Origin of the sequence: Roseateles sp. (assembly GCF_046300915.1) — a bacterium.
Classification (GTDB): Bacteria; Pseudomonadota; Gammaproteobacteria; order Burkholderiales; family Burkholderiaceae_C; genus Kinneretia.
Genome location: NZ_JBKCLH010000101.1, coordinates 1 through 23,203 on the forward strand (window position 1 = coordinate 1; position 23,203 = coordinate 23,203).

General features: G+C 68.7%; 25 protein-coding genes and 1 pseudogene. 17 read left to right on the plus strand and 9 right to left on the minus strand.

The annotated features are described in order from the left end of the window. Positions 1–484: AMIN domain-containing protein (locus ACK5F2_RS07575; protein WP_409863870.1), on the minus strand; the 484-nt coding region annotated here is incomplete at its 3' end. Further along, positions 481–975 (minus strand): tRNA (adenosine(37)-N6)-threonylcarbamoyltransferase complex ATPase subunit type 1 TsaE, encoded by a 495-nt coding sequence (gene tsaE / locus ACK5F2_RS07580; protein ID WP_409863872.1) that lies wholly within the window; start codon positions 973–975, stop codon positions 481–483. The genes ACK5F2_RS07575 and tsaE, both read right to left, overlap by 4 nt. Between tsaE and queG the strand changes: the two genes are divergently transcribed. Continuing rightward, positions 976–2,115, plus strand: a complete 1,140-nt coding sequence (gene queG / locus ACK5F2_RS07585; protein ID WP_409863874.1) for a tRNA epoxyqueuosine(34) reductase QueG — start codon at positions 976–978, stop codon at positions 2,113–2,115. It begins immediately after the preceding gene. On the opposite strand, the gene ACK5F2_RS07590 is transcribed toward queG, so the two are convergent. Further along, the gene (locus ACK5F2_RS07590) at positions 2,050–2,952 is read right to left on the minus strand and encodes an AEC family transporter (RefSeq protein ID WP_409863876.1); all 903 of its coding nucleotides are present in this window, start codon (positions 2,950–2,952) and stop codon (positions 2,050–2,052) included. The genes queG and ACK5F2_RS07590 overlap by 66 nt on opposite strands. A gap of 197 nt (positions 2,953–3,149) precedes the next feature. Between ACK5F2_RS07590 and ACK5F2_RS07595 the strand changes: the two genes are divergently transcribed. The 3 genes from ACK5F2_RS07595 (at position 3,150) to xerD (ending at position 5,789) form a co-directional block, all read left to right on the plus strand. Beyond that, entirely contained in the window at positions 3,150–3,707 is a 558-nt protein-coding gene (locus tag ACK5F2_RS07595; RefSeq protein ID WP_409863877.1) for a chalcone isomerase family protein, read from the plus strand. 123 nt (positions 3,708–3,830) lie between these two features. Beyond that, positions 3,831–4,808 carry a tripartite tricarboxylate transporter substrate binding protein BugE gene (locus ACK5F2_RS07600; RefSeq protein ID WP_409863878.1) on the plus strand — a complete coding sequence of 326 codons (978 nt, stop codon included), beginning with the start codon at positions 3,831–3,833 and terminating at the stop codon, positions 4,806–4,808. A gap of 72 nt (positions 4,809–4,880) precedes the next feature. After that, on the plus strand, positions 4,881–5,789 hold the full coding sequence (gene xerD, locus ACK5F2_RS07605) for a site-specific tyrosine recombinase XerD (protein WP_409863880.1): 909 nt from the start codon (positions 4,881–4,883) through the stop codon (positions 5,787–5,789). 7 nt (positions 5,790–5,796) lie between these two features. Here xerD and ACK5F2_RS07610 read toward each other — a convergent pair whose 3' ends face one another. After that, a complete protein-coding gene (locus ACK5F2_RS07610) occupies positions 5,797–6,273 on the minus strand; it encodes an Lrp/AsnC family transcriptional regulator (RefSeq protein WP_409863897.1) in 477 nt (158 codons plus the stop codon). Between the two features lie 43 nt (positions 6,274–6,316). Here ACK5F2_RS07610 and ACK5F2_RS07615 point away from each other — a divergent pair, with 43 nt between their 5' ends. The 4 genes from ACK5F2_RS07615 (at position 6,317) to ACK5F2_RS07630 (ending at position 10,519) form a co-directional block, all read left to right on the plus strand. Further along, positions 6,317–6,919 carry a MarC family protein gene (locus ACK5F2_RS07615; RefSeq protein WP_409863882.1) on the plus strand — a complete coding sequence of 201 codons (603 nt, stop codon included), beginning with the start codon at positions 6,317–6,319 and terminating at the stop codon, positions 6,917–6,919. Between the two features lie 256 nt (positions 6,920–7,175). Next, the gene (aceA, locus tag ACK5F2_RS07620; protein ID WP_409847463.1) at positions 7,176–8,474 is read left to right on the plus strand and encodes an isocitrate lyase; all 1,299 of its coding nucleotides are present in this window, start codon (positions 7,176–7,178) and stop codon (positions 8,472–8,474) included. Positions 8,475–8,720: 246 nt separating this feature from the next. After that, on the plus strand, positions 8,721–9,632 hold the full coding sequence (locus tag ACK5F2_RS07625) for an alpha/beta hydrolase (RefSeq protein WP_409863898.1): 912 nt from the start codon (positions 8,721–8,723) through the stop codon (positions 9,630–9,632). Next, the gene (locus ACK5F2_RS07630) at positions 9,629–10,519 is read left to right on the plus strand and encodes a YbgC/FadM family acyl-CoA thioesterase (protein ID WP_409863884.1); all 891 of its coding nucleotides are present in this window, start codon (positions 9,629–9,631) and stop codon (positions 10,517–10,519) included. The genes ACK5F2_RS07625 and ACK5F2_RS07630 overlap by 4 nt, the downstream gene beginning before the upstream one ends. A gap of 43 nt (positions 10,520–10,562) precedes the next feature. Here the strand turns inward: ACK5F2_RS07630 and ACK5F2_RS07635 are convergent, their stop codons facing one another. Then, the gene (locus ACK5F2_RS07635) at positions 10,563–10,841 is read right to left on the minus strand and encodes a DUF4936 family protein (protein WP_409863885.1); all 279 of its coding nucleotides are present in this window, start codon (positions 10,839–10,841) and stop codon (positions 10,563–10,565) included. Then, entirely contained in the window at positions 10,838–11,782 is a 945-nt protein-coding gene (locus tag ACK5F2_RS07640) for a YgfZ/GcvT domain-containing protein (protein ID WP_409863887.1), read from the minus strand. The genes ACK5F2_RS07635 and ACK5F2_RS07640 overlap by 4 nt, the downstream gene beginning before the upstream one ends. 109 nt (positions 11,783–11,891) lie before the next feature. Here ACK5F2_RS07640 and mltG point away from each other — a divergent pair, with 109 nt between their 5' ends. From mltG to ACK5F2_RS07675, 7 genes are all read left to right on the plus strand, one after another. Then, positions 11,892–12,887: an endolytic transglycosylase MltG gene (gene mltG / locus ACK5F2_RS07645; RefSeq protein ID WP_409863899.1), complete on the plus strand. Its 996-nt coding sequence runs from the start codon at positions 11,892–11,894 to the stop codon at positions 12,885–12,887. A gap of 17 nt (positions 12,888–12,904) precedes the next feature. After that, positions 12,905–13,525, plus strand: coding sequence for a dTMP kinase (gene tmk / locus ACK5F2_RS07650; RefSeq protein ID WP_409863888.1), 621 nt, complete (start codon positions 12,905–12,907; stop codon positions 13,523–13,525). Further along, complete coding sequence (holB, locus tag ACK5F2_RS07655) at positions 13,525–14,562, plus strand: DNA polymerase III subunit delta' (RefSeq protein WP_409863889.1); 1,038 nt, start codon at positions 13,525–13,527, stop codon at positions 14,560–14,562. Before tmk ends, holB begins: the two co-directional genes overlap by 1 nt. Before the next feature lie 42 nt (positions 14,563–14,604). Further along, positions 14,605–15,000, plus strand: coding sequence for a PilZ domain-containing protein (locus tag ACK5F2_RS07660; protein WP_211343850.1), 396 nt, complete (start codon positions 14,605–14,607; stop codon positions 14,998–15,000). Between the two features lie 40 nt (positions 15,001–15,040). Further along, the gene (locus tag ACK5F2_RS07665; protein ID WP_409863890.1) at positions 15,041–15,820 is read left to right on the plus strand and encodes a TatD family hydrolase; all 780 of its coding nucleotides are present in this window, start codon (positions 15,041–15,043) and stop codon (positions 15,818–15,820) included. Positions 15,821–15,823: 3 nt separating this feature from the next. Further along, positions 15,824–16,507 (plus strand): ankyrin repeat domain-containing protein, encoded by a 684-nt coding sequence (locus tag ACK5F2_RS07670; RefSeq protein ID WP_409863891.1) that lies wholly within the window; start codon positions 15,824–15,826, stop codon positions 16,505–16,507. A gap of 93 nt (positions 16,508–16,600) precedes the next feature. Further along, positions 16,601–16,822: a hypothetical protein gene (locus ACK5F2_RS07675; RefSeq protein WP_409863892.1), complete on the plus strand. Its 222-nt coding sequence runs from the start codon at positions 16,601–16,603 to the stop codon at positions 16,820–16,822. A gap of 27 nt (positions 16,823–16,849) precedes the next feature. On the opposite strand, the gene ACK5F2_RS07680 is transcribed toward ACK5F2_RS07675, so the two are convergent. Then, a complete protein-coding gene (locus ACK5F2_RS07680; protein ID WP_409863893.1) occupies positions 16,850–17,776 on the minus strand; it encodes a LysR family transcriptional regulator in 927 nt (308 codons plus the stop codon). Between the two features lie 97 nt (positions 17,777–17,873). Here ACK5F2_RS07680 and metE point away from each other — a divergent pair, with 97 nt between their 5' ends. Continuing rightward, positions 17,874–20,204 (plus strand): 5-methyltetrahydropteroyltriglutamate--homocysteine S-methyltransferase, encoded by a 2,331-nt coding sequence (gene metE, locus ACK5F2_RS07685; protein ID WP_409863894.1) that lies wholly within the window; start codon positions 17,874–17,876, stop codon positions 20,202–20,204. 16 nt (positions 20,205–20,220) lie between these two features. On the opposite strand, the gene ACK5F2_RS07690 is transcribed toward metE, so the two are convergent. Both ACK5F2_RS07690 and dctP read right to left on the minus strand, forming a co-directional pair. After that, on the minus strand, positions 20,221–22,062 hold the full coding sequence (locus ACK5F2_RS07690) for a TRAP transporter large permease subunit (protein WP_409863895.1): 1,842 nt from the start codon (positions 22,060–22,062) through the stop codon (positions 20,221–20,223). A 6-nt stretch (positions 22,063–22,068) separates the two neighbouring features. Continuing rightward, positions 22,069–23,094, minus strand: coding sequence for a TRAP transporter substrate-binding protein DctP (gene dctP / locus ACK5F2_RS07695; RefSeq protein ID WP_409863896.1), 1,026 nt, complete (start codon positions 23,092–23,094; stop codon positions 22,069–22,071). Between dctP and ACK5F2_RS07700 the strand changes: the two are divergent. Then, positions 22,994–23,203: pseudogene (locus ACK5F2_RS07700) on the plus strand (C4-dicarboxylate ABC transporter substrate-binding protein); the annotation flags it as partial. The gene dctP and the pseudogene ACK5F2_RS07700 overlap by 101 nt on opposite strands.

Sequence of the window (23,203 nt, forward strand, 5' to 3'; positions counted from 1 at the left end):
GGGTCTCGGCCTGCTCCTTCTCCCGGATCAGGGCCAGCAGCGGGTCGCGCTCCTGCTGCGGGTAGAGATCGAAGACCAGGCGGTGCTTGTAGGCCGCCACCGGTTCCAGGGTGAAGATCTGCGGCGCCACCACCTGCTTGAGGTCCAGCACGATGCGCACCACGCGGGGCTGGTTCTGACCCACGCGAACCGCGGCGATGAAAGGATCGTCGGGCTTGATCTTGCCCAGCAGCTCGCGCAGGCCGGGGCTGAGCTCCAGGCCGTCGATGTCGATCACCAGCCGGTCGGGGCTGTCCACCAGAAAGTACTTGGCCGCCAAGGGGCGGTCGGATTCCAGGGTGACGCGGGTGTAGTCGGCGGCGGGCCAGACCCGCACGGCCACGATGCTGGCAGCGCTGGCCGCCCGGACCAGGGTGGGTGCTTGCAGCAGCAGGGCCAGGCTGCCCATGCGGCGCAGCGCGCGCCGGCGAGAATTGGCGCTCATGCGTCAAGACTCCCCTGCAGCAAGGCCTGACCCCGGGGCGTGCAGGCCTCCAGGCGCACCAGGCGGGCTTCGTCCTCGGTGCGGATGTCCAGGTGCAGTCGCAGATCGGGCTCGGGCAGCATGCCGGCGGCCTTCTCGGGCCATTCGCAGAGCTTGAGTCCGGGGCGGGCGAAGATCTCGCGAAAGCCCGCGTCTTCCCACTCGCGCGGGTCGCTGAAGCGGTAGAAGTCGAAGTGGCTGACCTCGCCCTGGCCGCCCCAGTCGGCCAGCTCATAGCTCTCCAGCACCGCGTAGCTGGGGCTCTTGATGCGGCCCGCCACGCCCAGGGCGCGCAGCAGATGGCGCACCAGGCTGGTCTTGCCGGCGCCCAGTCCGCCATGCAGTTCAATCGTCGCGTCGCGCAGGGCCGGCAGCGCGGCCAGGCGCGCGGCAAAGGCTTGGGTGGCGGCCTCCTCGGGCCAGACCAGGTGGCGGGTTTCTAGAATGCTCAAATGAACGGGGCTCCGCGGCAAACCATCGATACAGATCAGCTGATGCAGCAGCTGCGCGCCTGGGCGCGTGAGCTGGGATTTTCACAGATTGGCGTGGCCGATATCGACCTTGCCAGCGCCGAGCCGGGTCTGCTGGCCTGGCTGGAGGCCGGCTTTCACGGCGAGATGCACTATATGGCCGCGCACGGGCTCAAGCGGGCTCGTCCCGCCGAGCTGGTGCCCGGCACGCTGCGGGTGCTGACCGCCCGCATGGACTACCGCCCGGCCAGCAGCACCGAGGACTGGCAGGCCATCGAGTGGCAGGGCCTGGGCACACCCCGGCGCGCCCAGGTCTCGCTCTATGCCCGGGGGCGCGACTATCACAAGGTGCTGCGCGCGCGGCTGCAGCAGCTGGCGGACAAGCTGGCCCAGACCATCGGGCCCTTCGGCCACCGCGTCTTCACCGACTCGGCCCCGGTGCTGGAGGTGGAGCTGGCCTCGCGCTCAGGCATAGGCTGGCGCGGCAAGCACACCCTGACCCTGCATCGCGAGCATGGTTCCATGTTCTTTCTGGGCGAGATCTATCTGGATCTGCCCCTGCCGCTGTCCGAGCCCGTGAGTGCGCATTGCGGCCAGTGCAGCGCCTGCCTGGACATCTGCCCCACCCAGGCCATCGTCGCGCCCTACCGGGTGGATGCGCGGCGCTGCATCTCCTACCTGACCATCGAGCATGACGGCCCTATTCCCGAGGCGCTGCGCCCGGCCCTGGGCAACCGCATCTACGGCTGCGACGATTGCCAGCTGGCCTGCCCCTGGAACAAATTCGCCCAGCGCAGCCTGTTGCCGGACTTTGAGGTACGCCAGCCCTGGCGGGACGCCGATCTGCTCACGCTCTGGGCCTGGGATGAGGCCGAGTTCCTGCGCCGTACCGAGGGCACGGCCATACGTCGCATCGGGCACGCGCGCTGGCGCCGCAATATCGCCGTGGCCCTGGGCAATGCGCTGCGCCACGGTGACGACGGCGACATCCGTGCCGCGCTGGAGTCCCAGCGCCCGCTGGCCGATGCCTTGCTGGCCGAGCACATCGACTGGGCGCTAGCGCAGGCCCTGCCACAGCCCCAGCCAGACGGGCAGGCTGAGCATGCCCACCAGGGTGGATAGGGTCACGAGACCGGCCACGAAGGCGGCATGGCCGCCCATGCGCGCCGCCAGCACATAGCAGCTGGAGGCCGTGGGCAGGGCCGCAAACATCAGCAGTACCAGTTGCTGGCCGTCTGGCAAGTCCAGCCAGCGCCCCAGGCCCAGGGCGAAGAGCGGCAGCGCGGCATGCCGTATGGCGAGCAAGGCGGTGGCCAGGCCCGGCGCATCGCGCAGCGCGCCCAGGCGCAGGCCGGCGCCCACGGCCATCAGGCCCAGGGGCAGGGCGGCCAGGCCGATGCGGTGCAGGGTGAGCGCGGCCGGCTCGGGCAGGCGCAGGCCCGCCAGATTGGCCGCCAGCCCGGCCAGGGTGCCCAGGATCAGCGGGTTGCGTGCCAGCTCGCGGATCAGGCCGTGTCCGCCATGACGGGCCAGGGGCAGCACCGCGCCGACATTGCACAGGGGCACGCACAGAGCCACCAGCAAGGCCACCCAGGCCACGCCCTGGGCGCCCTGCAGGCGCTCGGCCAGGGCCAGGGCCACATAAGAGTTGAAGCGAAAGGCCACCTGGGCGCCCGAGGCATGGGCGCGCGCATCCACGCCCGGCCAGGCGCGCAGCGCATAGGCCAGGCCCATGCCCAGCAGCACCACGGCCATGCCGGCGCCACCCAGGCTCAGGGTCTCGGCGGGTTGTAGCGGCGTGCGCACGATGCTGTTAAACAGCAGCACCGGGAAGAGCAGGTAATAGACCAGCTTTTCGGCGGCCTCCCAGATGGGACGATCCAGGGCGGTGTAGCGGCAGATCAGAAAGCCCGCCAGGATCAGCAAGGCGTCGGGCAGCAGGAGCAGGACATCGGGCATGGCTCGGCCAGTGTGCCAGCGCCGTGAGCCAAAGCTTGCCCCCTTGTCAGCCGGAACCCACAGCCCTGCGTTAGGCTGCTGCCTTGTTGCCGAGCCAGTTCCAGGAGTCCAGTTTGAAAAATGCCTTGTTTGCGCCCTCGCGCCCGCGGGCGAGCAGCGCACCCCGCGTACGCCGGCGACGTCTTTTTTTGCTGGCCGTGGCCGCCAGCCTGATCGCGGCGCGTCCGGCCCTGGCACGCCGCTATGAGGGCCATGACTTTCCCGACAGTCTGGAGCTCGAAGGGCAGCGGCTCAGCCTGAATGGGGTCGGCAAGCGTGCCGTGGCGGTGATCAAGGGCTATCTGGCGGCCCTGTACCTGCCGCAACCCGCCAGCAGCCCGGAAGCGATCTATGCGGCCGCCGGCCCCAAGAAGCTGCAGATCCTGATGCTGCTGGATGTGAGTACCGAGGAATTCATCAAGGCGGTTGAAAAGGGCGTGCGGCGCAATTGCAGCGAGGCCGAACAGGCCGAGATCGCCCCGTCTCTGTCCCAATTCGTCAGCCAGCTGCGCGCGGTGGGCAAGGTGCGCAACAAGGACTTGATCGAGCTCGATCAACTGCCCAGTCAGGCCACCCAGATCCGCCTGAACGGACGTGCGATTGGCGCTCCCATTGCCGGTGGGGCTTTCTACACGGCCCTGCTCAAGGTTTTCCTGGGCCAGCGGCCCGTGGATGCCCGGCTCAAGCGCGGCCTGCTGGGTGGTTCACCCGACTGAAGCCAGGCCCAAGCCCAGGGACTTACGTAGTTCCGCTAGCATGCTTGGCGTGTCGCGCCCCTAGCATCACAGGGGAGCGAGATGCTGTGTGATTTTCTTGATTACAAAACGAGGAGAAAGGCCATGAGCCGTCGAAACTGGATGCGTCGTTGTGGAGTGCTGGCAACAGGTGCCCTGCTCAGTCCCTTGGCGCTTGCGCAGGCCTATCCTGCCAAGCCGGTGCGCCTGATCGTTCCCTTCGCGCCCGGTGGCACCACGGACATCGTGGCCCGCGTCGTGGCGGACAAGGTCAATGCGGCCCTGGGGCAGCAGATGATCGTGGACAACAAGGCGGGCGGCGGCGGCATCATCGGCGCCAACGAAATCGTCAAGGCGGCGCCCGATGGCTACACCCTGGGCATGGCCACCGTTTCGACCACGGCCTCCAACCCGGCCATCAATCCCAAGACACCTTACAACCCGCTCACGGACTTCACCTCCATCATCAATGTGGCGGCCACGCCCAATGTGATCGCGGTTCACCCCTCCTTCCCGGCCCGTGACTACAAGGGTTTTGTCGCTGAACTCAAGAAGAACCCCGGCAAGCACAGCTTCGCCAGCTCGGGCACTGGCGGCATCGGCCATATGCAGATGGAGCTGTACAAGAGCCTGGCCGGTGTCTTCGTGCTGCACATCCCCTATCGCGGTGCCGGCCCGGCCCTGAACGACACCGTGGCGGGCCAGGTGCCCATCATCTTTGACAATCTGCCCTCGGCGCTGCCCTTTATCCGCGATGGTCGCCTGATCCCCATCGTGGTCGCCGCGCCCAATCGCCTGAGCGTGCTGCCGAATGTGCCCACCTTCAAGGAAATGGGCCTGGAGCCGGTGAACCGCATGGCCTACTACGGCATCCACGGCCCCAAGGGTCTGCCCAAGGACGTGGTGGACAAGGTCAACGCCGCCGTCAAGAAGACCTTGGAGCTGCCGGACGTGCGCAAGCGCATCGAGGACACGGGCTCCATCATCGTGGCCAACACGCCCGAGCAGTTCGCCGCCGAGGCCCGTGCCGAGTTCGAGGTCTACAAGCGCGTGGTGCAGCAGCAAAAGCTCAAGCTGGATTGATGAGCCTTTTGGCGGCATGAGAGAGGGGCGCTGCGGCGCTCCTTTTTTCGTTCCACACCCAAGCCAATCCGCATGAGCACTCTCCCGCGCGAGCACAGCCAGCAGGCCATCGAGCGTTTTGCCGAGTCCCTGTGGCTGGAGGATGGGCTGTCGGCCAACACCCTGGCGGCCTACCGGCGCGATCTGGCCCTGCTGGCCGACTGGCTGGCGGCCGGCCCAGGTTTGAGCCTGGACCAGGCGGATGAGTTGCAGCTGCTCGCCTATGCCAGCGCCCGCCACGCGGGCAGCCGGGCCACCTCGGCCAACCGCCGGCTCTCGGTCTTCAAGCGCTACTTTCGCTGGGCGCTGCGTGAGCAGCGCATCACGCAAGACCCGACCCTGCGCCTGGCCGCCGCCAAACAGCCGCTGCGTGTGCCCAAGACCCTGAGCCAGGGGCAGGTGGAAGCCCTGCTCGGTGCGCCCGATGTGCAGAGTCCCCTGGGTCTGCGCGACCGCGCCATGCTGGAGCTGATGTATGCCAGCGGCCTGCGGGTGAGCGAGCTGGTCACGCTCAAGAGCGTGCATGTCGGGTTCAAGGAGGCGGTGCTGCGCATCACCGGCAAGGGCGCCAAGGAGCGCCTGGTGCCCTTTGGCGAGGAAGCCCATGCCTGGCTGATGCGCTATCTGCAGGAGGCACGGCCCGCCCTGCTCAAGGCGCAGCGCTCTGACGCGCTGTTCGTCACGGTGCGCGGCGAGGGCATGACGCGCCAGATGTTCTGGACCCTGGTCAAGAAGCATGCCCTGGCTGCCGGCATCACGGCGCCCCTCTCACCCCACACCCTGCGCCACGCCTTCGCCACCCATCTGCTCAACCATGGTGCCGACCTGCGTGCGGTGCAGCTGCTGCTGGGCCATGCCGATCTGTCCACCACCCAGATCTACACCCATGTGGCGCGGGAGAGGCTCAAGGCCATCCACGCCGCGCATCATCCTCGCGCTTGAGTCGGGCCTATCGAACGGGCAGGGGCGCGGGCGGTTTGATCTCCTCCAGGCAGATCATGGTCCGGATATCGGCCACGCCCGGCACCTGCATCAGCTTGTCCGCCAGAAACTGGGACAGGGTCTTGAGGTCGCTGCCCACCACCTTGAGCAGGTAGTCGCTGTCGCCCGAGACGGTGTGGCACTCCAGGATCTCCGGAAAGTCCCGGATCAGGGCCTCGATCTCGCGCACCCGGCCGAAGGCGGCGGCTTCGATGCTCAGGCTCACATAGGCCGTCACGCCCAGGCCCAGCGAGGCCGGATCGACCAGGGCGCGGTAGCCACGCAGCACGCCGCGCTCCTCCAGCAGCTTGACGCGCCGCAGGGTCTGGGGCGGCGAGAGGTGGATCTCGGCCGCCAGATCCACATTCGACAACCGCCCGTTGCGCTGCAGGATTTCCACGATGCGCCGGTCGATCGCGTCCAGGGGGAGGGTGGCCTTGTCCATAGGGCTTGCATTGTCCAGCAGGCCGGGCGCGACAATAGCGGCCATGGACCATAGTTTTCTCTCCGCCCTGATCCTGCTGCTGCTGGTGCTGGATCCTCTGGGCAGCCTGCCCATCTTCATCTCCATCATGCGCGCCGTGCCCAAGGAACGGCGCACCCTGGTGGCGCTGCGCGAAATCGGCATCGCCTTCGTGGTGCTGCTCACCTTCATGTTCCTGGGCGACGCCTTTCTGCGCCTGATGCACCTCTCTGAGCGCTCGCTGGAGGTGGCGGGCGGCGTGATCCTCTTGATCATCGCCATCCGCATGATCTTTGGCAGCAGCAGCGAGTCGGCCTACGGGCTTGAGCCCGGCCGCGAGCCCTTTGTCTTTCCCTTGGCGGTGCCGCTGCTGGCCGGTCCCTCGGCCATGGCCACGGTCTTGTTGCTGGCCTCGCGCCAGCCCGAGCGCATCGGCGAATGGATTGGTGCCCTGGTCACGGCCATGGTCGTGTCCTTTGTGGTGCTGATCCTGGCCGACCGCATCCGCAAGCTCCTGGGCGACTCCGTGGTCTCGGCCATCGAGAAGTTGATGGGTCTAGTTCTGACGGCCATCGCGGTGGAAATGATCCTGGCCGGCCTCAAGCGCTACTTTGTTGGCGGGCTCTGAATCTGGGTTTTCACGATGCGAAATGACTCTTTCGGATCGTGAAAGCAGCGCTTGCTGCGCTGCCGCAATTTTTCTCATTATGGTGAATTACTTTTCGCGATTCGAAATTTATGGTGTAAGTCATTGATTTTCATGGTGTAAATTTTTAGTCTTATATAAGACATAACACTTCCGCGGCGGGTGGGGGAGGACTACGCTTAGAGCCATCAACAGCGAAGTTTTTCCTCTTCCGAACCACCCCTGTAGGAGCATCACCATGAGCACCCTGACCCGCGAACAGCAGATTGCCGCCCTTGAGAAGGACTGGGCCGAGAACCCCCGTTGGAAGGGCATCAAGCGCGGCTACACCGCCGCCGATGTGGTGCGCCTGCGCGGCTCGCTGAAGATCGAGCACACCCTGGCCCAGCGCGGCGCCGAGAAGCTCTGGAACCTGGTCAACACCGAGCCCTTCATCAACGCCCTGGGCGCCTTGACCGGCAACCAGGCCATGCAGCAGGTCAAGGCCGGCCTGAAGGCCATCTATCTGTCGGGCTGGCAGGTCGCCGGTGATGCCAACAGCAATGGCGAGATGTACCCCGACCAGTCGCTGTACTCGGTGGACTCGGTGCCCAAGGTCGTCAAGCGCATCAACGCCACCTTCAAGCGCGCTGACGAGATCCAGTGGAGCGAGGGCAAGAACGACACCGACTTCTTCGCCCCCATCGTGGCCGATGCCGAAGCCGGCTTTGGCGGCGTGCTGAACGCCTTCGAGCTGATGAAGGCCATGATCGACGCGGGTGCCGCCGGCGTGCACTTCGAAGATCAGCTGGCCGCTGCCAAGAAGTGCGGCCATATGGGTGGCAAGGTGCTGGTGCCGACCCGCGAGGCCGTGGCCAAGCTGGTCGCCGCCCGTCTGGCCGCTGATGTGATGGGCGTGCCCACCGTGCTGCTGGCTCGCACCGATGCCGAGGCCGGTGACCTGGTCACCACCGACGTGGACGATAACGACAAGCCCTTCTGCACCGGCGAGCGCACCGTGGAAGGCTTCTTCCGCACCCGCAACGGTCTGGATCAGGCCATCAGCCGCGGCCTGGCCTATGCGCCCTATGCCGACATGATCTGGTGCGAGACCGGTAAGCCCGACCTGGCCTTCGCCAAGGCCTTTGCAGACGCCATCCACGCCAAGTTCCCCGGCAAGCTGCTGGCCTACAACTGCTCGCCCAGCTTCAACTGGAAGAAGAATCTGGACGACGCCACCATCGCCAAGTTCCAGCGCGAGCTGGGCGCCATGGGCTACAAGTTCCAGTTCATCACCCTGGCCGGCTTCCACAGCCTGAACTACTCGATGTTCGACCTGGCCTACGGCTACGCTCGCAACAATATGAGCGCCTTCGTCGAGCTGCAGGAGAAGGAGTTCGCCGCCGCCGACCGCGGTTTCACCGCCGTCAAGCACCAGCGCGAGGTCGGTACCGGCTACTTTGATGCCGTGACCACCACCATTGAGGCCGAAGCTTCCACCGCGGCCCTGAAGGGCTCCACCGAAGACGAGCAGTTCTTCGACGCCAAGCACGGCTGATCGCGGGGGCGGCCGTCCTGGTGCGGCCACCCGCAAGAGCTACCCAAGCGCCCCGTCATGGTCTCGACGGGGCACCCGGCCCGCGGCCACAAGCCGCGGGCTTTTTGCGTCTGAGCAAGCCCTTGGAGTTGTAGCGCAATGGCCGCGCAGCGCAGCGTCCCGCGCCGCTCTGGCACACTGCGCGCCGTTGTTCCCGAGCGTCATCCGCTGGAGTTCCCCTTGAGTAGTAGCTTGCTGACACCGCGCATGGCCGGTGTCCTGGAGCGCATACACCGCGCCAACCGTCCCGCCTTCCACAGCCTGACGCCCAAGCAGGCGCGCATCGCCTATCTCATGGGCGCCGAGATCCTGGATCTGCCGCGTGCGCCCCTGCCCAGGATCGAAAACCTGCAGCTGCCGGGCGCCGAGGGGCCGCTGGCCGCCCGCCTGTACGCGCCCAGCGAGGCCGCCGGCCTGCCCGTGCTGCTGTACTTCCATGGCGGCGGCTTCACCATCGGCAGCCTGGAGACCCATGACAGCCTGTGCCGGCAGCTGGCGCTCAAGAGCGGGGCGGCCGTGATCTCGCTGGACTACCGCCTGGCGCCGGAACACCGCTTTCCGGCCGCGGTGGAGGACTGCTGGGCCGTGCTGCGCTGGCTGGCGGTTTCGGCCCAGACCCTGGGGCTGGATCCCTCGCGCATCGCCGTGGGCGGTGATAGCGCGGGCGGCACCTTGGCCGCGGTGAGCGCCCTGCATGCGCGCCAGCAGGGCATTGATCTGGCCCTGCAGCTGCTGATCACGCCCGGCGCCACGGCCCATGCGGACACGCCCTCGCACAAGCTCTTTGCCAACGGCTTTCTGCTGGATGCCGCCGGCATCGAGTGGTTCTTCAGCCACTACATCGAGTACCACCATCGCCGCGACTGGCGCTTTGCGCCGCTGGAGGCCGAGGACCACAGCGGCCTGGCCCCGGCCTGCCTGGTGCTGGCCGAATGCGATCCCCTGGTGGACGAGGGCATTGCCTACGCCGACACCTTGCGCGCCGCCGGCAATGTGGTGCAGCTGGAGCTATACCGCGGCGTGACCCATGATTTCATCAAGATGGGGCGGCAGATCCCCGAGGCCTTGCAGGCCCTGGAGGCCTGCGGCCTGGCCTTGAAGGAGGCGTTCGAGCGATGAGCACGCCCGCAAGCCCTGCTGCGCCCACCCCGCGCCGCGCCGAGTTCCGCAGTTTCGAACGCCTGCGCGTGCGCTGGGCCGAGATCGATGCCCAGCACATCGTCTTCAATGGCCACTACCTGAATTACATCGACACCGCGGTCGGTGCCTACTGGCGCGCCCTGGCGCTGCCCTATGCCCAGACCATGGCGGGGCTGGGCGGTGATCTCTTTGTGCGCAAGGCCACGCTGGAATACCTGGATGCGGCGCGCTATGACGAGCAGCTGGACGTGGGCGTGCGCTGCGAGCGCGTGGGCAACAGCTCCCTCACCCTGCGCTGCGCCGTGTTCCGGGCCGAGCAGTGCCTGGTGCATGCCGAGATGGTCTATGTCTTCGCCCATGCCCAGGAGCGCCGCCCGCTGCCGGTGCCCGCCGCCCTGCGCGAGCTGCTCCTGGGCTTCGAGCGCGGCGAGTCCATGGTGACGGTGCGTCTGGGCGACTGGGCTGCGCTGGGCGAGGATGCCAGCGCCATCCGCCAGGCCGTATTCGTGCAGGAGCAGGGCATCCCGGCCGAGATGGAGTGGGACAGTGCCGACGCCAGCTGCATGCACGCCGTGGCCTACAACCGCCTGGGCCGGCCCCTGGGCACCGGCCGCCTGCTTGAGCATGTGCCCGGCGTGGCCAAGATTGGCCGCATGGCCGTCTCGGCCAGCTTGCGCGGCAGCCGCGTGGGTCGGGAATTGCTTGAGGCCCTGATGCGCTCGGCACGCGAGCGCGGCGACCGCGAGGTCTTGCTGCACGCCCAGCTTTCAGCCGAGGGCTTTTATGCCCGGGCCGGTTTCCAGCGCCGCGGTCCGGTGTTTGAAGAGGCCGGCATCGCCCATGTGGAGATGGTGCGCACGCTTTGAGAAAGCCGGCTCCCGGCGGCTCCTGTCGGCTCCTGGCGCGTGCTCAGCCCAACAGGGGCTCAAAGGTCTCGCGGTGACGCAGGCCCTGCACGAAGGGCCCCATGACGGTGGCCATGGCGGCCTCGGCACCCAGCAGCTCGGCGGGATAGACCTCCATCCAGGTCAGCAGGCTGGGGTCCGGGTCGTGGCGCTGCAGCAGGCGCATCGCTCGCCCCGCCCGTTCGGCCTCGAAGGCCGCTTGTGCGGCCTGTGCCTGATCGGCCCGCACGCGGTAATAGACAAACAGCTCGTAGGCCGGCTTGGGACTGTTGGCCGCGCTCATTGCGGTTCTCCCACGGCATAGGGCAAGGGGCGCAGGCTGAGGGCAGCGCCGCCTGCCGAGCCCAGGTGCAGGCTGCCCGCCTCCAGGGCCGCCAGCTTCACCTCGGCCAGCAGCAGGCTGCGGCCCTCGCGACGGGCCACGGCCGCCACCAGACCCGCCGGCTGCTCGGCATCACCGCTGTGGAAGATTTCCTGACCCAGGCTGGCCTCGCCCGCGGTCTCGAACAGATAGGTGCGGCGCTTGACCGTGCCGCGGTACTGGCTGCGCGCCACCACCTCCTGGCCGGGGTAGCAGCCCTTCTGGAAATTCACGCCGCCCAGCAGCTCCAGATTCAGCATCTGGGGCACGAACTGCTCTACCGTGGGCTGGCGCACCCAGGCCAGGCCGGCCTCGACTTCCAGCCAGGCCCAGTCATCGGCCGACAGGGCCGGCAGGGCAGGGGCCTCGGCCTCGCTGTCCTGGATCAGCACATAGCGCGGCGTGCCGGCGTCCGGCAGGCGCAGCACCCAGGCGGCCTCACCGCGGCGGCTCACGCCCCAGATGGCGGCCGGCGCCTCGGCGCCCAGCCAGGTCTGGGCCACCGTGCCCGCCAGGCCCCAGACGGCCAGCTCGCCACTGGCGTCGCTGAGCTTGCACTTGGCGCGCAGCACGAACATGGACAGGCGCTTGAGCGTGGCCGGCAGCAGTTCGGCCGGCAGGGGCAGCAAGAGCTGCTCTGGGCCGGTCTTGATGGCCAGCATCAGGGCCAGCAGCCGGCCCTTGGGCGAGCAGTAGCCGGCCAGACGCCCCTGCTCGGGCGTCTGCAGCACCGTGTCCTGGGTCAGCTGACCATGCAGGAACTTGGCCGCCTCCTCGCCCTGGGCGCGCATCACGCCCCAGTCGTTCAGGCGCAGGGCGCCGCCGGTCACTCGAAATTCTTGGGTGGGGGAGATCTCGCTCATGCCGCGATTATCATCAGCGCCCGCATCACCTAGGGGGCCTCAGGTCTTGTCTGGCACAACAAATCGCATGGGAAGGCCGCCGCGCTCGCGCCGGCAACAAGGGCGCCTGCTGGGCGTGCTGGCGGCCGCTCTGGCCCTGCTGCTCTTGCTGGGCGCAGTGCTGGGCGGCGCGGCCTGGTGGTGGCTGCAGCGACCGCTGTCCCTGGCTCAGGCCTCGGTGGAGCTGTCCATCGAGCCCGGCACCTCGCCCCAGCAAGTGGCGCAGGGCTGGGTGGGCGCGGGCGTGCAGACCGACGCGCGCCTGCTCTACCAGTGGTTCCGCTGGTCGGGCCAGGCCCGCCAGATCCGGGCCGGCAGTTATGAAGTGCATGAGGGCATCACGCCGCGCCAGTTGCTGGACAAGATGGTCCGCGGCGACGAGGTGCTGGAGGTGGTGCGCCTGATCGAGGGCTGGAACTTCCGCCAGTTCCGCGCCGCCCTGGCCAAGGCGCCCAGCCTCAAGCCCCTGAGTGCGGGCATGAGCGAGCGCGAGCTGATGGCCGCCCTGGGCAGCCCGGACTGGCCGGCCGAGGGCGCCTTTTTTCCCGACACCTATGCCTACAGCCGCGGCGTCAGCGACCTCACCGTGATGAAGCGCGCCCATGCCGCCATGCAGCGCCGCCTGGAAAGCGCCTGGGCCGGCCGCGCCGAGGGCCTGCCGCTCAAGAGCCCGGCCGAGGCCCTGATCCTGGCTTCCATCGTGGAGAAAGAGACCGGCGCCCCCGCCGACCGCGGCATGGTGGCCTCGGTCTTCATCAACCGGCTGAAGATAGGCATGCCGCTGCAGACCGATCCCACCGTGATCTACGGCCTGGGCGAGGCCTTCGACGGCAATCTGCGCAAGCGCGATCTGCAGACCGACACGCCCTTCAACACCTACACCCGTGGCGGCCTGCCGCCCACGCCCATCGCCATGCCGGGTATGGCCTCGCTGCAGGCCACCCTGCACCCGGCCACCAGCCGGGCTTTGTATTTCGTGGCACGCGGGGACGGCAGCAGCCAGTTCAGCGAAGACCTGGCCGCGCATAATCGCGCCGTCAACAAATACCAGCGCGGCCAGAAGTAGCCGTCGCCCATCCTCCCGTGAGCAGCAGCAGCGCCCGTTTCATCAGCTTCGAAGGCATCGACGGTGCCGGCAAGTCCACCCATATCGAGGCGGTGAGCGCGCGCCTGCGCGCGCGCGGCGCCACGGTGCTCAACACCCGCGAGCCCGGCGGCACGCCCCTGGCCGAGACCCTGCGCGGCCTCTTTCTGCACGAGGGCATGGATCATCTGACCGAGGCCCTGCTGGTCTTCGCCGGCCGGCGCGACCACCTGGTCAAGGTCATCGAGCCGGCCCTGGCCGCCGGCCAGACCGTGGTCTGCGACCGCTTTGCCGATGCCAGCTTTGCCTACCAGGGCCATGGCCGCGGCATGGACCTGCAGGTGCTGGCCACGCTGGAGCAATGGGTGCTGCAGGGCCGCCAGCCAGACCTGACCCTGTGGTTCGATCTGCCCGCCGAGCAGGCCGCCCAGCGCCGCGCCGCGGCGCGCGAGGCCGACCGCTTCGAGCAGCAGGATCTGGACTTCTTCAACCGCGTGCGCGCCGGCTATGCCGCCCGCGCCGCCGCCGCGCCGCAGCGCTTTGTGCGCATCGACGCCAGCGGCGATATCGCCAGCGTGGCCGCCCAGGTGGCCGTGGCCCTGGAAGCCCGGGGCTGGTGATGGACGCCCTCGATCTGCCCTGGTTGGCCCAGCCCCTGGCCCAGGCCCTGGCGCATGCGCGCTCGCACGCTCTGCTGGTGCAGGGCCCGGCCGGCGTGGGCCAGTTCGATCTGGCCCTGCTGCTGGCCCAGGCCTGGCTCTGCGAGGCTGCACCCGAGGCCCGGCCGGCCGACGGCCGCGCCTGCGGCCACTGCGGCAGCTGCAAGCTCTTTCAGTCGCGCACCCACCCCGACTTCCAGATCCTGCTGCCCGACGCGCTGCGCGAGCCCCTGGGCTGGGCCGCCGAAGAGGCCGAGGGCAAGGAAGGCAAGGAGAGCAAGAGCAAGCCCAGCCGCGAGATCAAGATCGATGCGGTGCGCGCCATGCTGGGCTTTACCCAGACCACGCCGGCCCGCGGTCGCGCCAAGGTGGTGGTGGTCTACCCGGCCGAGGCCCTGAACACCGTGGCCGCCAATGCCCTGCTCAAGACCCTGGAGGAGCCGGCCGGCGCGCTGCGCTTCGCCCTGGCCAGCATGGCGCCCCAGGCCCTGCTGCCCACCATTCGCAGCCGCTGCCAGCCCGTGCCCCTGGGCCTGCCCGATGCGGCCCAGGCCCGTGACTGGCTGGCCGCGCGCGGCGTGGAGCAGGCCGAGGTCTTGCTGGCGGCCGCGGGCGGCCGGCCCCAGCAGGCCCTGGATTGGGCGCAGGATGGGCTCAAGGCCGCGACCTGGCTGGCCCTGCCGGGCCGGCTGGCGCGCGGTGAGGTGGCGGCCATTGCCGACTGGCCCGTGCCCCGCGCCCTCGACACCCTGCCGCGCCTGGCCCACGATCTGCTGTGCCTAGCTCATGGCGCGGCGCCGCGCTTCTGTCCCGCGGCCAGTCTGCCCAAGAAGCCGCTAGCCAGTGCCGTCACGGCCTGGAGCCGGGTGCTGCAACAGGCGGCACGCCATGCCGAGCATCCGCTCAATGCCGGCCTGCTGCTGGAATCCCTGCTGCTGCAGGGGCAGGCCGCCCTGCATCCCGAGCGCAATCCCGAGCGCAATGTGCCGCGTGCCTGAGTCGCCGCTGCGCCCGCAGGCATTGGCTACACTGAGTCCACTATGAGTGAGTTGCCCGCCCGTCCCCCCGCCGCCGCATTACCCACGGCCGCCGCCGGTGCCCGCCCCAGCGTGATCCAGCTGGTCTTCCGGGAAAAGGGTGCGCTGTATGCAGCCTACATTCCCATGTTCTCGGATGGCGGCCTCTTCGTGCCCACCAACCGCGACTACCGCCTGGGTGAGGACATCTACCTGCTGCTCTCCTTGCCCGACGATCCACAGCGCTATCCCGTGGCCGGCAAGGTGGGCTGGATCACCCCGGCCAATGCCTCGGGTGGTCGCACCCAGGGTGTGGGCGTGCGCTTTCCGCCGGACGAGAAGCACCGCCTCATCAAGCTCAAGATCGAGGAGCTGCTGGGCACCATGATCTCCTCGGCCAAGCCCACTCAAACGCTGTGAGCGCCGGCCCTGTAGGCCCGCGACTGATTCCTGTCTCCGCATGTTCATCGATTCCCATTGCCATCTGAGCTTTCCCGAGCTCAGCGCCCAGATCCCCGAGCTGCTCGCCGCCATGAGCGCCGCCCAGGTGGCGCAGGCCATCTGCATCTGCACCACCATGGAGGAGTTCCCCCAGGTACGGGCCTTGGCCGCGGCGCATGAGCAGCTCTGGGCCACCGTGGGCGTGCATCCCGACAACGAGGATGTGCATGAGCCCAGCCTCGAGGAACTGCTGGACGGCGCCCGGGATCCCAAGGTGGTGGCCATTGGTGAAACCGGTCTGGATTACTACCGGCTGAACGGCCGCAGCGTGGCCGATATGGAGTGGCAGCGCGAGCGCTTCCGCACCCATATCCGTGCCGCTCAGCGCTGTGACAAGCCCCTGGTGGTTCACACCCGCAGCGCCAGCGAGGACACCCTGCGTCTGCTGCGCGAGGAGAACGCCGGTGGCGACCGTGTGGGCGTGTTCCATTGCTTCACCGAGACGGCCGAGGTGGCACGCGCCGCGGTGGACCTGGGTTTTCACATCTCCTTCTCGGGCATCCTGACCTTCAAGAACGCGGCCGATCTGCGCGAGGTGGCCAAGGCCCTGCCGCTGGACCGCATCCTGATCGAGACCGACAGCCCCTATCTGGCCCCCGTGCCCTACCGCGGCAAGCTCAACCAGCCCGCCTATGTGCCCCATGTGGCGGCCCAGATCGCCGAGCTGCGCGGCCTGAGCCTGGAAGCCGTGGCCGAGGCCACCACGGCCAACAGCCGCAGGCTCTTTGGCCTGCGCTGAAGCATGAAGCGGGCGAGGGCGCTTGCCACCGGCTGCCAGCGGCGTGGGCTGCTGGGCGTGGTGCTGGGCTCGGTGCTCGGACTGGGCCTGCTGGGCGGCGCTGCGGCCGAGACGCTGAACGCCGATCTGCTGCAGGCCGCGCGTCTGGATGACGGGCGGCGCATCATGAGCCTGCTGCTGCGCGGCGCCAATCCCAATGCGCGTGACGAGCGCGGCCAGACGGCCCTGCTCATTGCGCTCAAGGAAGAGTCCGAGAAAGCCCTCAAGAGCCTGCTGGAACACCCCGGGCTGGACATGAACCTGGCCAACGCCGCGGGGGAGACGCCGCTGATGCTGGCCGCCCTGCGCGGGCGTTTGGACTGGGTCCAGGCCTTGCGCCAGCGCGGCGCTGAGATCAATCGTCCGGGCTGGGCCCCCTTGCATTACGCCTGCAGCGGCCCGGACGAGGGCGTGGTGGACTGGCTCTTGCTGCAAGGCGCCGAGATCGATGCGCGCTCCCCCAATGGCAGCACGCCCCTGATGCTGGCCGCCGGCTATGGCGGCATCAGCAGCGCAGAGCGCCTGCTCAAGGCGGGGGCCAAGGCCGGCCTGCGCAATGAGCAGGGCCAGACCGCGGCCGACTTTGCCGAGCGAGCCGGCCGCGACCGTCTGGCGCGTCAGCTGCGCGCCGCGGCTGACAAGCCCTAGGAAAAAAGCCGACACGCCATTTGGTGGCCGGCCCAATGGGCGCATGGCGTGCAGATGCCTAGAGTGGATTCCATCGCTTCAGGAGTCCTCATCATGCTGCTGCACAAGTCGGAACTGGTTCCTCATCCCTTTGCCATGCTGCTCGACCCCGATCAGGTCAACCGCGCCGTGGAGCGCTCCGAGCGCCTCAAGCGCCTGCACAGCCGCATCTACCGTCCGCTGGACAAGCCGCTGATTCCCAAGGCCATCGCAGGCGCCGCCGATTTCGATCGCCTGATCGATGACAGCCCCGACGAAGACGAATCGCAGGGCTGAGGCCGCAGGCGGGTGCCGGGAGTCCGCTCAGAGCAGACTCACTCCCGGCAGATTGATCAGCGATGTCTCGCGCATCAGGCGCACGAAATCGGCCAGAAAGGGCTTGCCTGCGAGGCGCTGGCTGCTCACGGCGTAGAGACGACCGGTGAGCCCGGCCTCGCCAATGCGCTGCTGCGCCACATAGCCGCGCGCCAGATAGTGCTCCACGGCCCACAAGGGCAGGGCGGCAATGCCTCGCCCGCTGGCCACCAGCTGCAGCATGGCCACGGTCAGCTCGGTGCTGCGCCGCGCGGCCGGGCTCACGCCCGCGGGCTGCAGCACCCGGCGCACCAGGTCCAGCATCTCGTCGGGCACGGGGTAGGTGATCAGTGTCTGCTCGGCAAAGTCCTGAGCCTCCAGCCAGGGCTTGCCCAGCAAGACATGACCCTTGGGCAGCAGAGCCACGATTTCGAAGGCGAAGAGCGGGTGCACAGCCACCTCGCGCTCGTCCGCGTCCAGCTCGGAGACGATGGCCAGCTCGGCCCGGTCCTGGTGCAGCAGGCCCACCGGGTCGGCATGAAAGCCCGAGACGATGTCCAGCTCCACCTCGGGCCAGCGGGCGCGGAAGGCATCCATGGCCGGCATCAGCCAGTCAAAGCAGGTGTGGCATTCCACGGCAATGCGCAGCTGGCCGGCCGAACCCGCCACCAGGCGGCCCACATCGCGCTCGGCTTCCTCCACCTGGGGCAGCACCTGCTCGGCCAGGCGCAGCAGGCGCTGGCCAGCAGCGCCAAAGACCACCGGGCTGGACTTGCGCTCGAAGAGGCTGGCGCCGTAATGCGCCTCCAGGGCCTTGAGCTGGTGGGAGAGGGCGGACTGGGTGAGATTGAGCAGCTGGGCTGCCCGCGAGAGGTTGCCGGCCTCGCGCAGGGCCAGCAGGGTTTTCAGATGGCGCAGCTCCAGCGGGGATTGCATGAGTGAAATTCAGTGTGAACCCAAAAACGTTTCGTTTGAATCATAGAGGCGAAGACGGGATCATGGCGAATCGTTTTCATTGTCATCACGTTTTTCCATGATCAAAACTCATGTTCTGGGCTTTCCCCGCATCGGCGCGCAGCGCGAACTGAAAACCGCCCTGGAGCGCCACTGGCGCGGCGAAATCGATGCCGCGGCCCTGGAGCAGGTGGGCCGCCGCCTGCGCGAGCGCCACTGGCGCCTGCAGCTGGACGCCGGCCTGGGCTTTGTCACCGTGGGCGATTTCGCCTTCTACGACCAGGTGGCCAATCTGATCCAGCTCTTCGGCTGCGAGCCCGCGCGCTTCGGCTTCAGCGGCGAGGAGCCGGCCCTGGCGCGTTACTTCGCCATGGCCCGCGGCACGCCCGCCGGACCTGAGCAGCCGCGCGGCCAGCCGGCGCTGGAGATGACCAAGTGGTTCGACACCAACTACCACTATCTGGTGCCCGAGTTCGACGCCGCCACCCGCTTCAGCCTGCAGCCCGAACGTCTGCTGGCCGAGCTGGACGAGGCCCTGGCCCTGCCGGCCACGCCCAAGGTGGCCCTGCTGGGGCCGGTGAGCTTTCTGCACCTGGGCAAGAGCCACCAGACCGGCTTTGATCGCTTGAGCCTGCTGCCCGGGCTGCTCAAGGCCTATGCCGCCCTGCTGGACAAGCTGGCGGCGCGCGGCGTGTCCTGGGTGCAGCTGGACGAGCCCATCCTCGGCCTGGAACTGGGCGAGCCCTGGCGCGCCGCGCTGCTGCAGGCCTATGAGCAGCTGGCTCGTGGCGAGCAGCAGATCCTGCTGGCCAGCTACTTCGGCCCCCTGGGCGAGAACCTGGACCTGGCCTGCAGCCTGCCGGTGGCGGGCCTGCATCTGGACGCGGTGCGCGGCGGCGAGGAGCTGGAGCGGGCGGCCCGCGCGCTGCCGGCCGAGCGCGAGCTCTCGGTGGGCATCATCGACGGCCGCAATATCTGGCGCGCCGATCTGGACGCGGCGCTAGCTCGCCTGCGCACGCTGCGGGCCCTGCGCGGCGGGCGGCTCTGGGTAGCCGCCTCCTGCTCCTTGCTGCATGTGCCTTACCGGCTGCGCGAGGACGCCGGCCTGGACGCCGAGCTGCGCAGCTGGCTCAGCGGCGCCGAGGAAAAGCTGGCCGAGCTGCGCCTGCTGGAGCGTGCCTTGTGGGCGGAGGAGGCCGATGAAGCCGGCTCGCAGGCCGCGCCGGACGCCACGCTGGCCCAGGCCCTGGCCGAGAACCGCGCCGCCCTGGCCAGCCGCCGCGACAGCCCGCGCGTGCGCCGCCCCTCGGTGGCCGCCCGCCTGGCCGGGCTGGGCGCCGATGCCGACCGCCGCGCCTCGCCCTTTGCCCAGCGCCGCCCGCTGCAGCGCCAGCGCCTCGCCTTGCCGGCCTTCCCGACCACCACCATCGGCTCCTTCCCGCAGACGGTCGAGATCCGCGCGGCCCGCGCCGCCCACAAGCGCGGCGAGCTGTCCGAGGCCGAGTACCGCGCCGCCATGCAGCGCGAGATCGCCCTGGCCGTGCGCAAGCAGGAGGAACTGGGCTTGGACGTGCTGGTGCACGGCGAGGCCGAGCGCAATGACATGGTCGAGTACTTCGGCGAGCAGCTGCAAGGCTATGCCTTCAGCGCTCAAGGCTGGGTGCAGTCCTACGGCTCGCGCTGCGTGAAGCCGCCCATTCTCTTTGGCGATGTGGCCCGTCCCCAGCCCATGACGGTGGACTGGACGCTTTACGCGCAAAGCCTGACCCCGCTCCCCATGAAGGGCATGCTCACCGGGCCCATCACCATGCTGCAGTGGTCCTTCGTGCGCGACGACCAGCCGCGCGCCGACACCGCCCTGCAGCTGGCCCTGGCCATACGCGACGAGGTGGCCGATCTGGAAGCCGCCGGCATTGCCGTGATCCAGATCGACGAGCCTGCCTTGCGCGAAGGCCTGCCCCTGCGCCAGCGCGACTGGGCCGACTACCTGGCCTGGGCCACGCGCGCCTTCCGCATCAGTGCCGGCGTGGCGGCGGACCGCACCCAGATCCACACCCATATGTGCTACGCAGAGTTCAACGACATCCTGCCCGAGATTGCGGCCCTGGATGCGGATGTGATCACCATCGAGACCAGCCGCTCCGGCATGGAGCTGCTGCGCGGCTTTGGCGACTTCCGCTACCCCAACGAGATCGGCCCTGGTGTCTACGACATACACTCGCCCCGCGTGCCGGCCCGCGAGGAGATGCTGCGCCTGCTGCGCAAGGCGGCCGAGGTGATCCCGGCCGACCAGCTCTGGGTCAACCCCGACTGCGGCCTCAAGACCCGCGCCTGGCCCGAGACCGAGGCCGCGCTGCGGCATATGGTGGAGGCGGCTAAGACCCTCCGGCAGGAGCTGACGAGCGCATGAGCGCCGCTTGCTCTGGCTAGCGCATGAGCGCTGCCAGCCCGAGGCTTAAGCCCGGCAGCAGCGCAATCAGCAGCGTACCCACAAAGATGGCGAGCATGGCCGGCAGCACCGCGCTCGCCACATAGCGGATCGACTTGCCGAACATGGCGGCCGCAAAGTAGATGTTCATGCCGGCCGGCGGGCACAGAAAGCCCACCTCCATCGCGGCCAGGAAGATGATGCCGAAGTGCACCGGGTCGATGCCGTAGGCCAGGGCCAGCGGCAGCAGCAGGGGCACCAGCACCGCGATGGCGGCAAAGATCTCCATCAGGGCCGCCGCGACAAACAGGAAGGCGCACAGGGCCAGCAGGAACAGGTACTTGTTCGGGATGGCGCCCTGCACCCATTCCACGGCCCGGTCCGGAATGCCCGCATCCACCAGGAAGTTGGTCAGCGCCAGCGCCATGCCCAGGATCAGCATCACGCCGCCGATCAGCTGCGCGCATTCGGACAGGCAACGCGCCAGCCGGCGCCAGCCCAGCTCGCGGTGCGCCAGCGCCTGGGTCAGCAGTGCATAGGCGGCCGTCAGCGCGGCACTCTCGGTGGGTGTGGCCAGGCCGCTGGCCAGCGAGCCGATGGCCACCACCGGCGCCAGGATCTCCCACTTGGCGGTCCAGGCCGCTGCCATTGCCTGGCGCGCGTTCGGCCGGCTTGCTGGGGTGGCCGGGGCGCTACCACCCCCACGCAAGAAGCCGCCAAACAGCAGCAGGCAGGCCACCATCACCAGGGCCGGCAGCAGGCCGGCCAGGAACATGTCCATGATGGGCACACGGGCGATCACCGCATACATGATCAGCGGCACCGAAGGCGCCAGCAGCACGCCCAAGGCGCTGGCGCTGGTCACCAGGCCGATGCCGCGCTGCTCGGGATAGCCGGCATTGCGCAGCAGGGGCAGCAGCAAGCCACCCAGCGCCAGAATCGTCACGCCGCTGCCGCCGGTGAAGGCGGTGAAGGCCGAGCACAGCACCGCTGCCGCCAGCACCGTGCCGCGCGCACCGCCGCCGAACAGCGCCACGAACAGCGTGCCCAGGCGCTGTGCCGCGCCGGTGCGTGCCATCACCAGGCCGGCCAGCGTGAACAGCGGCAGCGCCGGCAGCGAAGGGTTGACGGTGATCTGGTAGTGCGACAGCGCGATCGAAGCCAGCGGCAGCCCGTCGCTCCAGAACAGCGCCAGCGCCAGTCCTCCCAGCACCGCAAACACCGGAGCACCCGCCAGCAGCGCCAGCAGCAGCAAGGCCAGCGCCGGCCACAGCAGGCCGCCCTGGCCATCGCCCGCGGCGGCCAGCAGCCAGCCGCCCAGCGGCAGCGTCAGGCCCAGCGCGAGGCGTGCCAGCAGGCCTGGCGCGCAGCGCAGGCCCAGCTTGAAGCCCAGCAGCGCAAAGCCCAGCGGCATGCCGGCCTGCACCCACCACACCGGCAGGCCGTAGGCCAGTGTCTGCGCACCTTCGATCTCGCTGGCCACGAAGCGCCAGCTGGCCAGCGCCAGCATGCCGCATAGCAGCGCGGCGCTGCCCTTGGCGAAGGCCTGCACCCAGGCCCGGCTGCGTTCGCTGCCCAGCTGGCCCAGGCTGCTGCCCAGCGTGCTGAGATGGCCATGGCGCTCGGCCGCCACCGCGCCGAACATCGCCAGCAGCAGGCCCAGGTGCTGCACCAGCACCGACGCGTTCTCGATGCCGCGGCCCATCAGCGGGCGCAGCGCGATCTCGGCCAGCGGCAGCAGCACCATCAGCGCCAGCGCCACCGAGGCGAGGCCTTCGTCGAAGCGCGCCAGCCAGCGCGCCGGCCCGCCGGCTGCAGGCAGCGCGGCTTGTTCAGCCATGCTCACTCACTGCCCCTTGCTGGCGCGGTAGGCCTTCAGATGCATGAAGACTTCGTCAAAGGTGTCGGCCGGCACCATGCTGCCGCGGATGCGCGGGTACAGGCGCTCGGCCAGTTCGTTCCATTCGCGCATCTGCTCGGCCGAGGGCTTGTTCACCTTGAGGCCGCGCTTCTTCATCGCCTCCACCGCCTCGTCCACTTCCTTGCGGGCCTGCTGGCGCATCACCACGCCGGCCTTCTCGCCGCCGCTCTTCAGCGCCTGCTGGGCGGCGGGTGACATCGCGTCCCAGGCCTTCTTGGTGACCACCAGCGCGCCGACGATGGGCGCCCAATTGATGTCCAGCATGTTCTTGGCGGTGTCGTAGACCTGGCTGGCCAGCGCGAAGTAGGGCGTCGAAGGCACCACATTGATCATGCCGGTCTGCATCGCGGGCAGGATGTCGGCCGTCTCCAGCGGCACCGGCGTGTAGCCCAGGCTCTTCATGATGGCCTGCTGCTCGGGCTCCGAGCCCCAGGCGAAGAACTTCATGCGCTTGAAGTCATCCGGCCGCAGCGCCGGCTCCTTGGAGAAGAAGCGCACCCAGCCCGCATCGCCCCAGGCCACCACCACGAAGCCGCGCTCCAGAAAGCGCTTCTCCATCGCCGGGCGCATCTTCTCGCGCACATGGTCCACCTCGTCCCAGTTGCGGAACAGCAGCGGCAGGTTTTGCAGCGCAGCCACCGTGGGCTCGATCTCGCGCCGCCCCACCACCGACATCAACGCGCCCTGCAGCTGGCCGATGCGCATGCGCCGCGCCAGCTCGGCCTCGCCGCCCTGGCTGCCATCGGTGAAGGCCACGAAGCGCGCAGTGCCGCCTTGCGCGGCGCGCCAGCTCTCGCCCCTCTCCATCAGCTGCTGGTGGTATGGCGAGTTCTTGGGCACCAGGCTGCCGATGACCCAACTCCACCGCCGCCACGCCGCCGCCTTGATGCTGCTGGCCTTGATGTCCGCCACCGGCAGCGCCTGGGCGCAGGCGCCGGTGCAGCTGCGCATCGGCAGCCTGGTGCCCAAGAACTCGCAGTACCACCAGCAATTGATGGAAATGGGCGAGGGCTGGCGGGCGGCCCAGGGCGGCAATGCCCGTTTTGTGGTGTTCACCGAT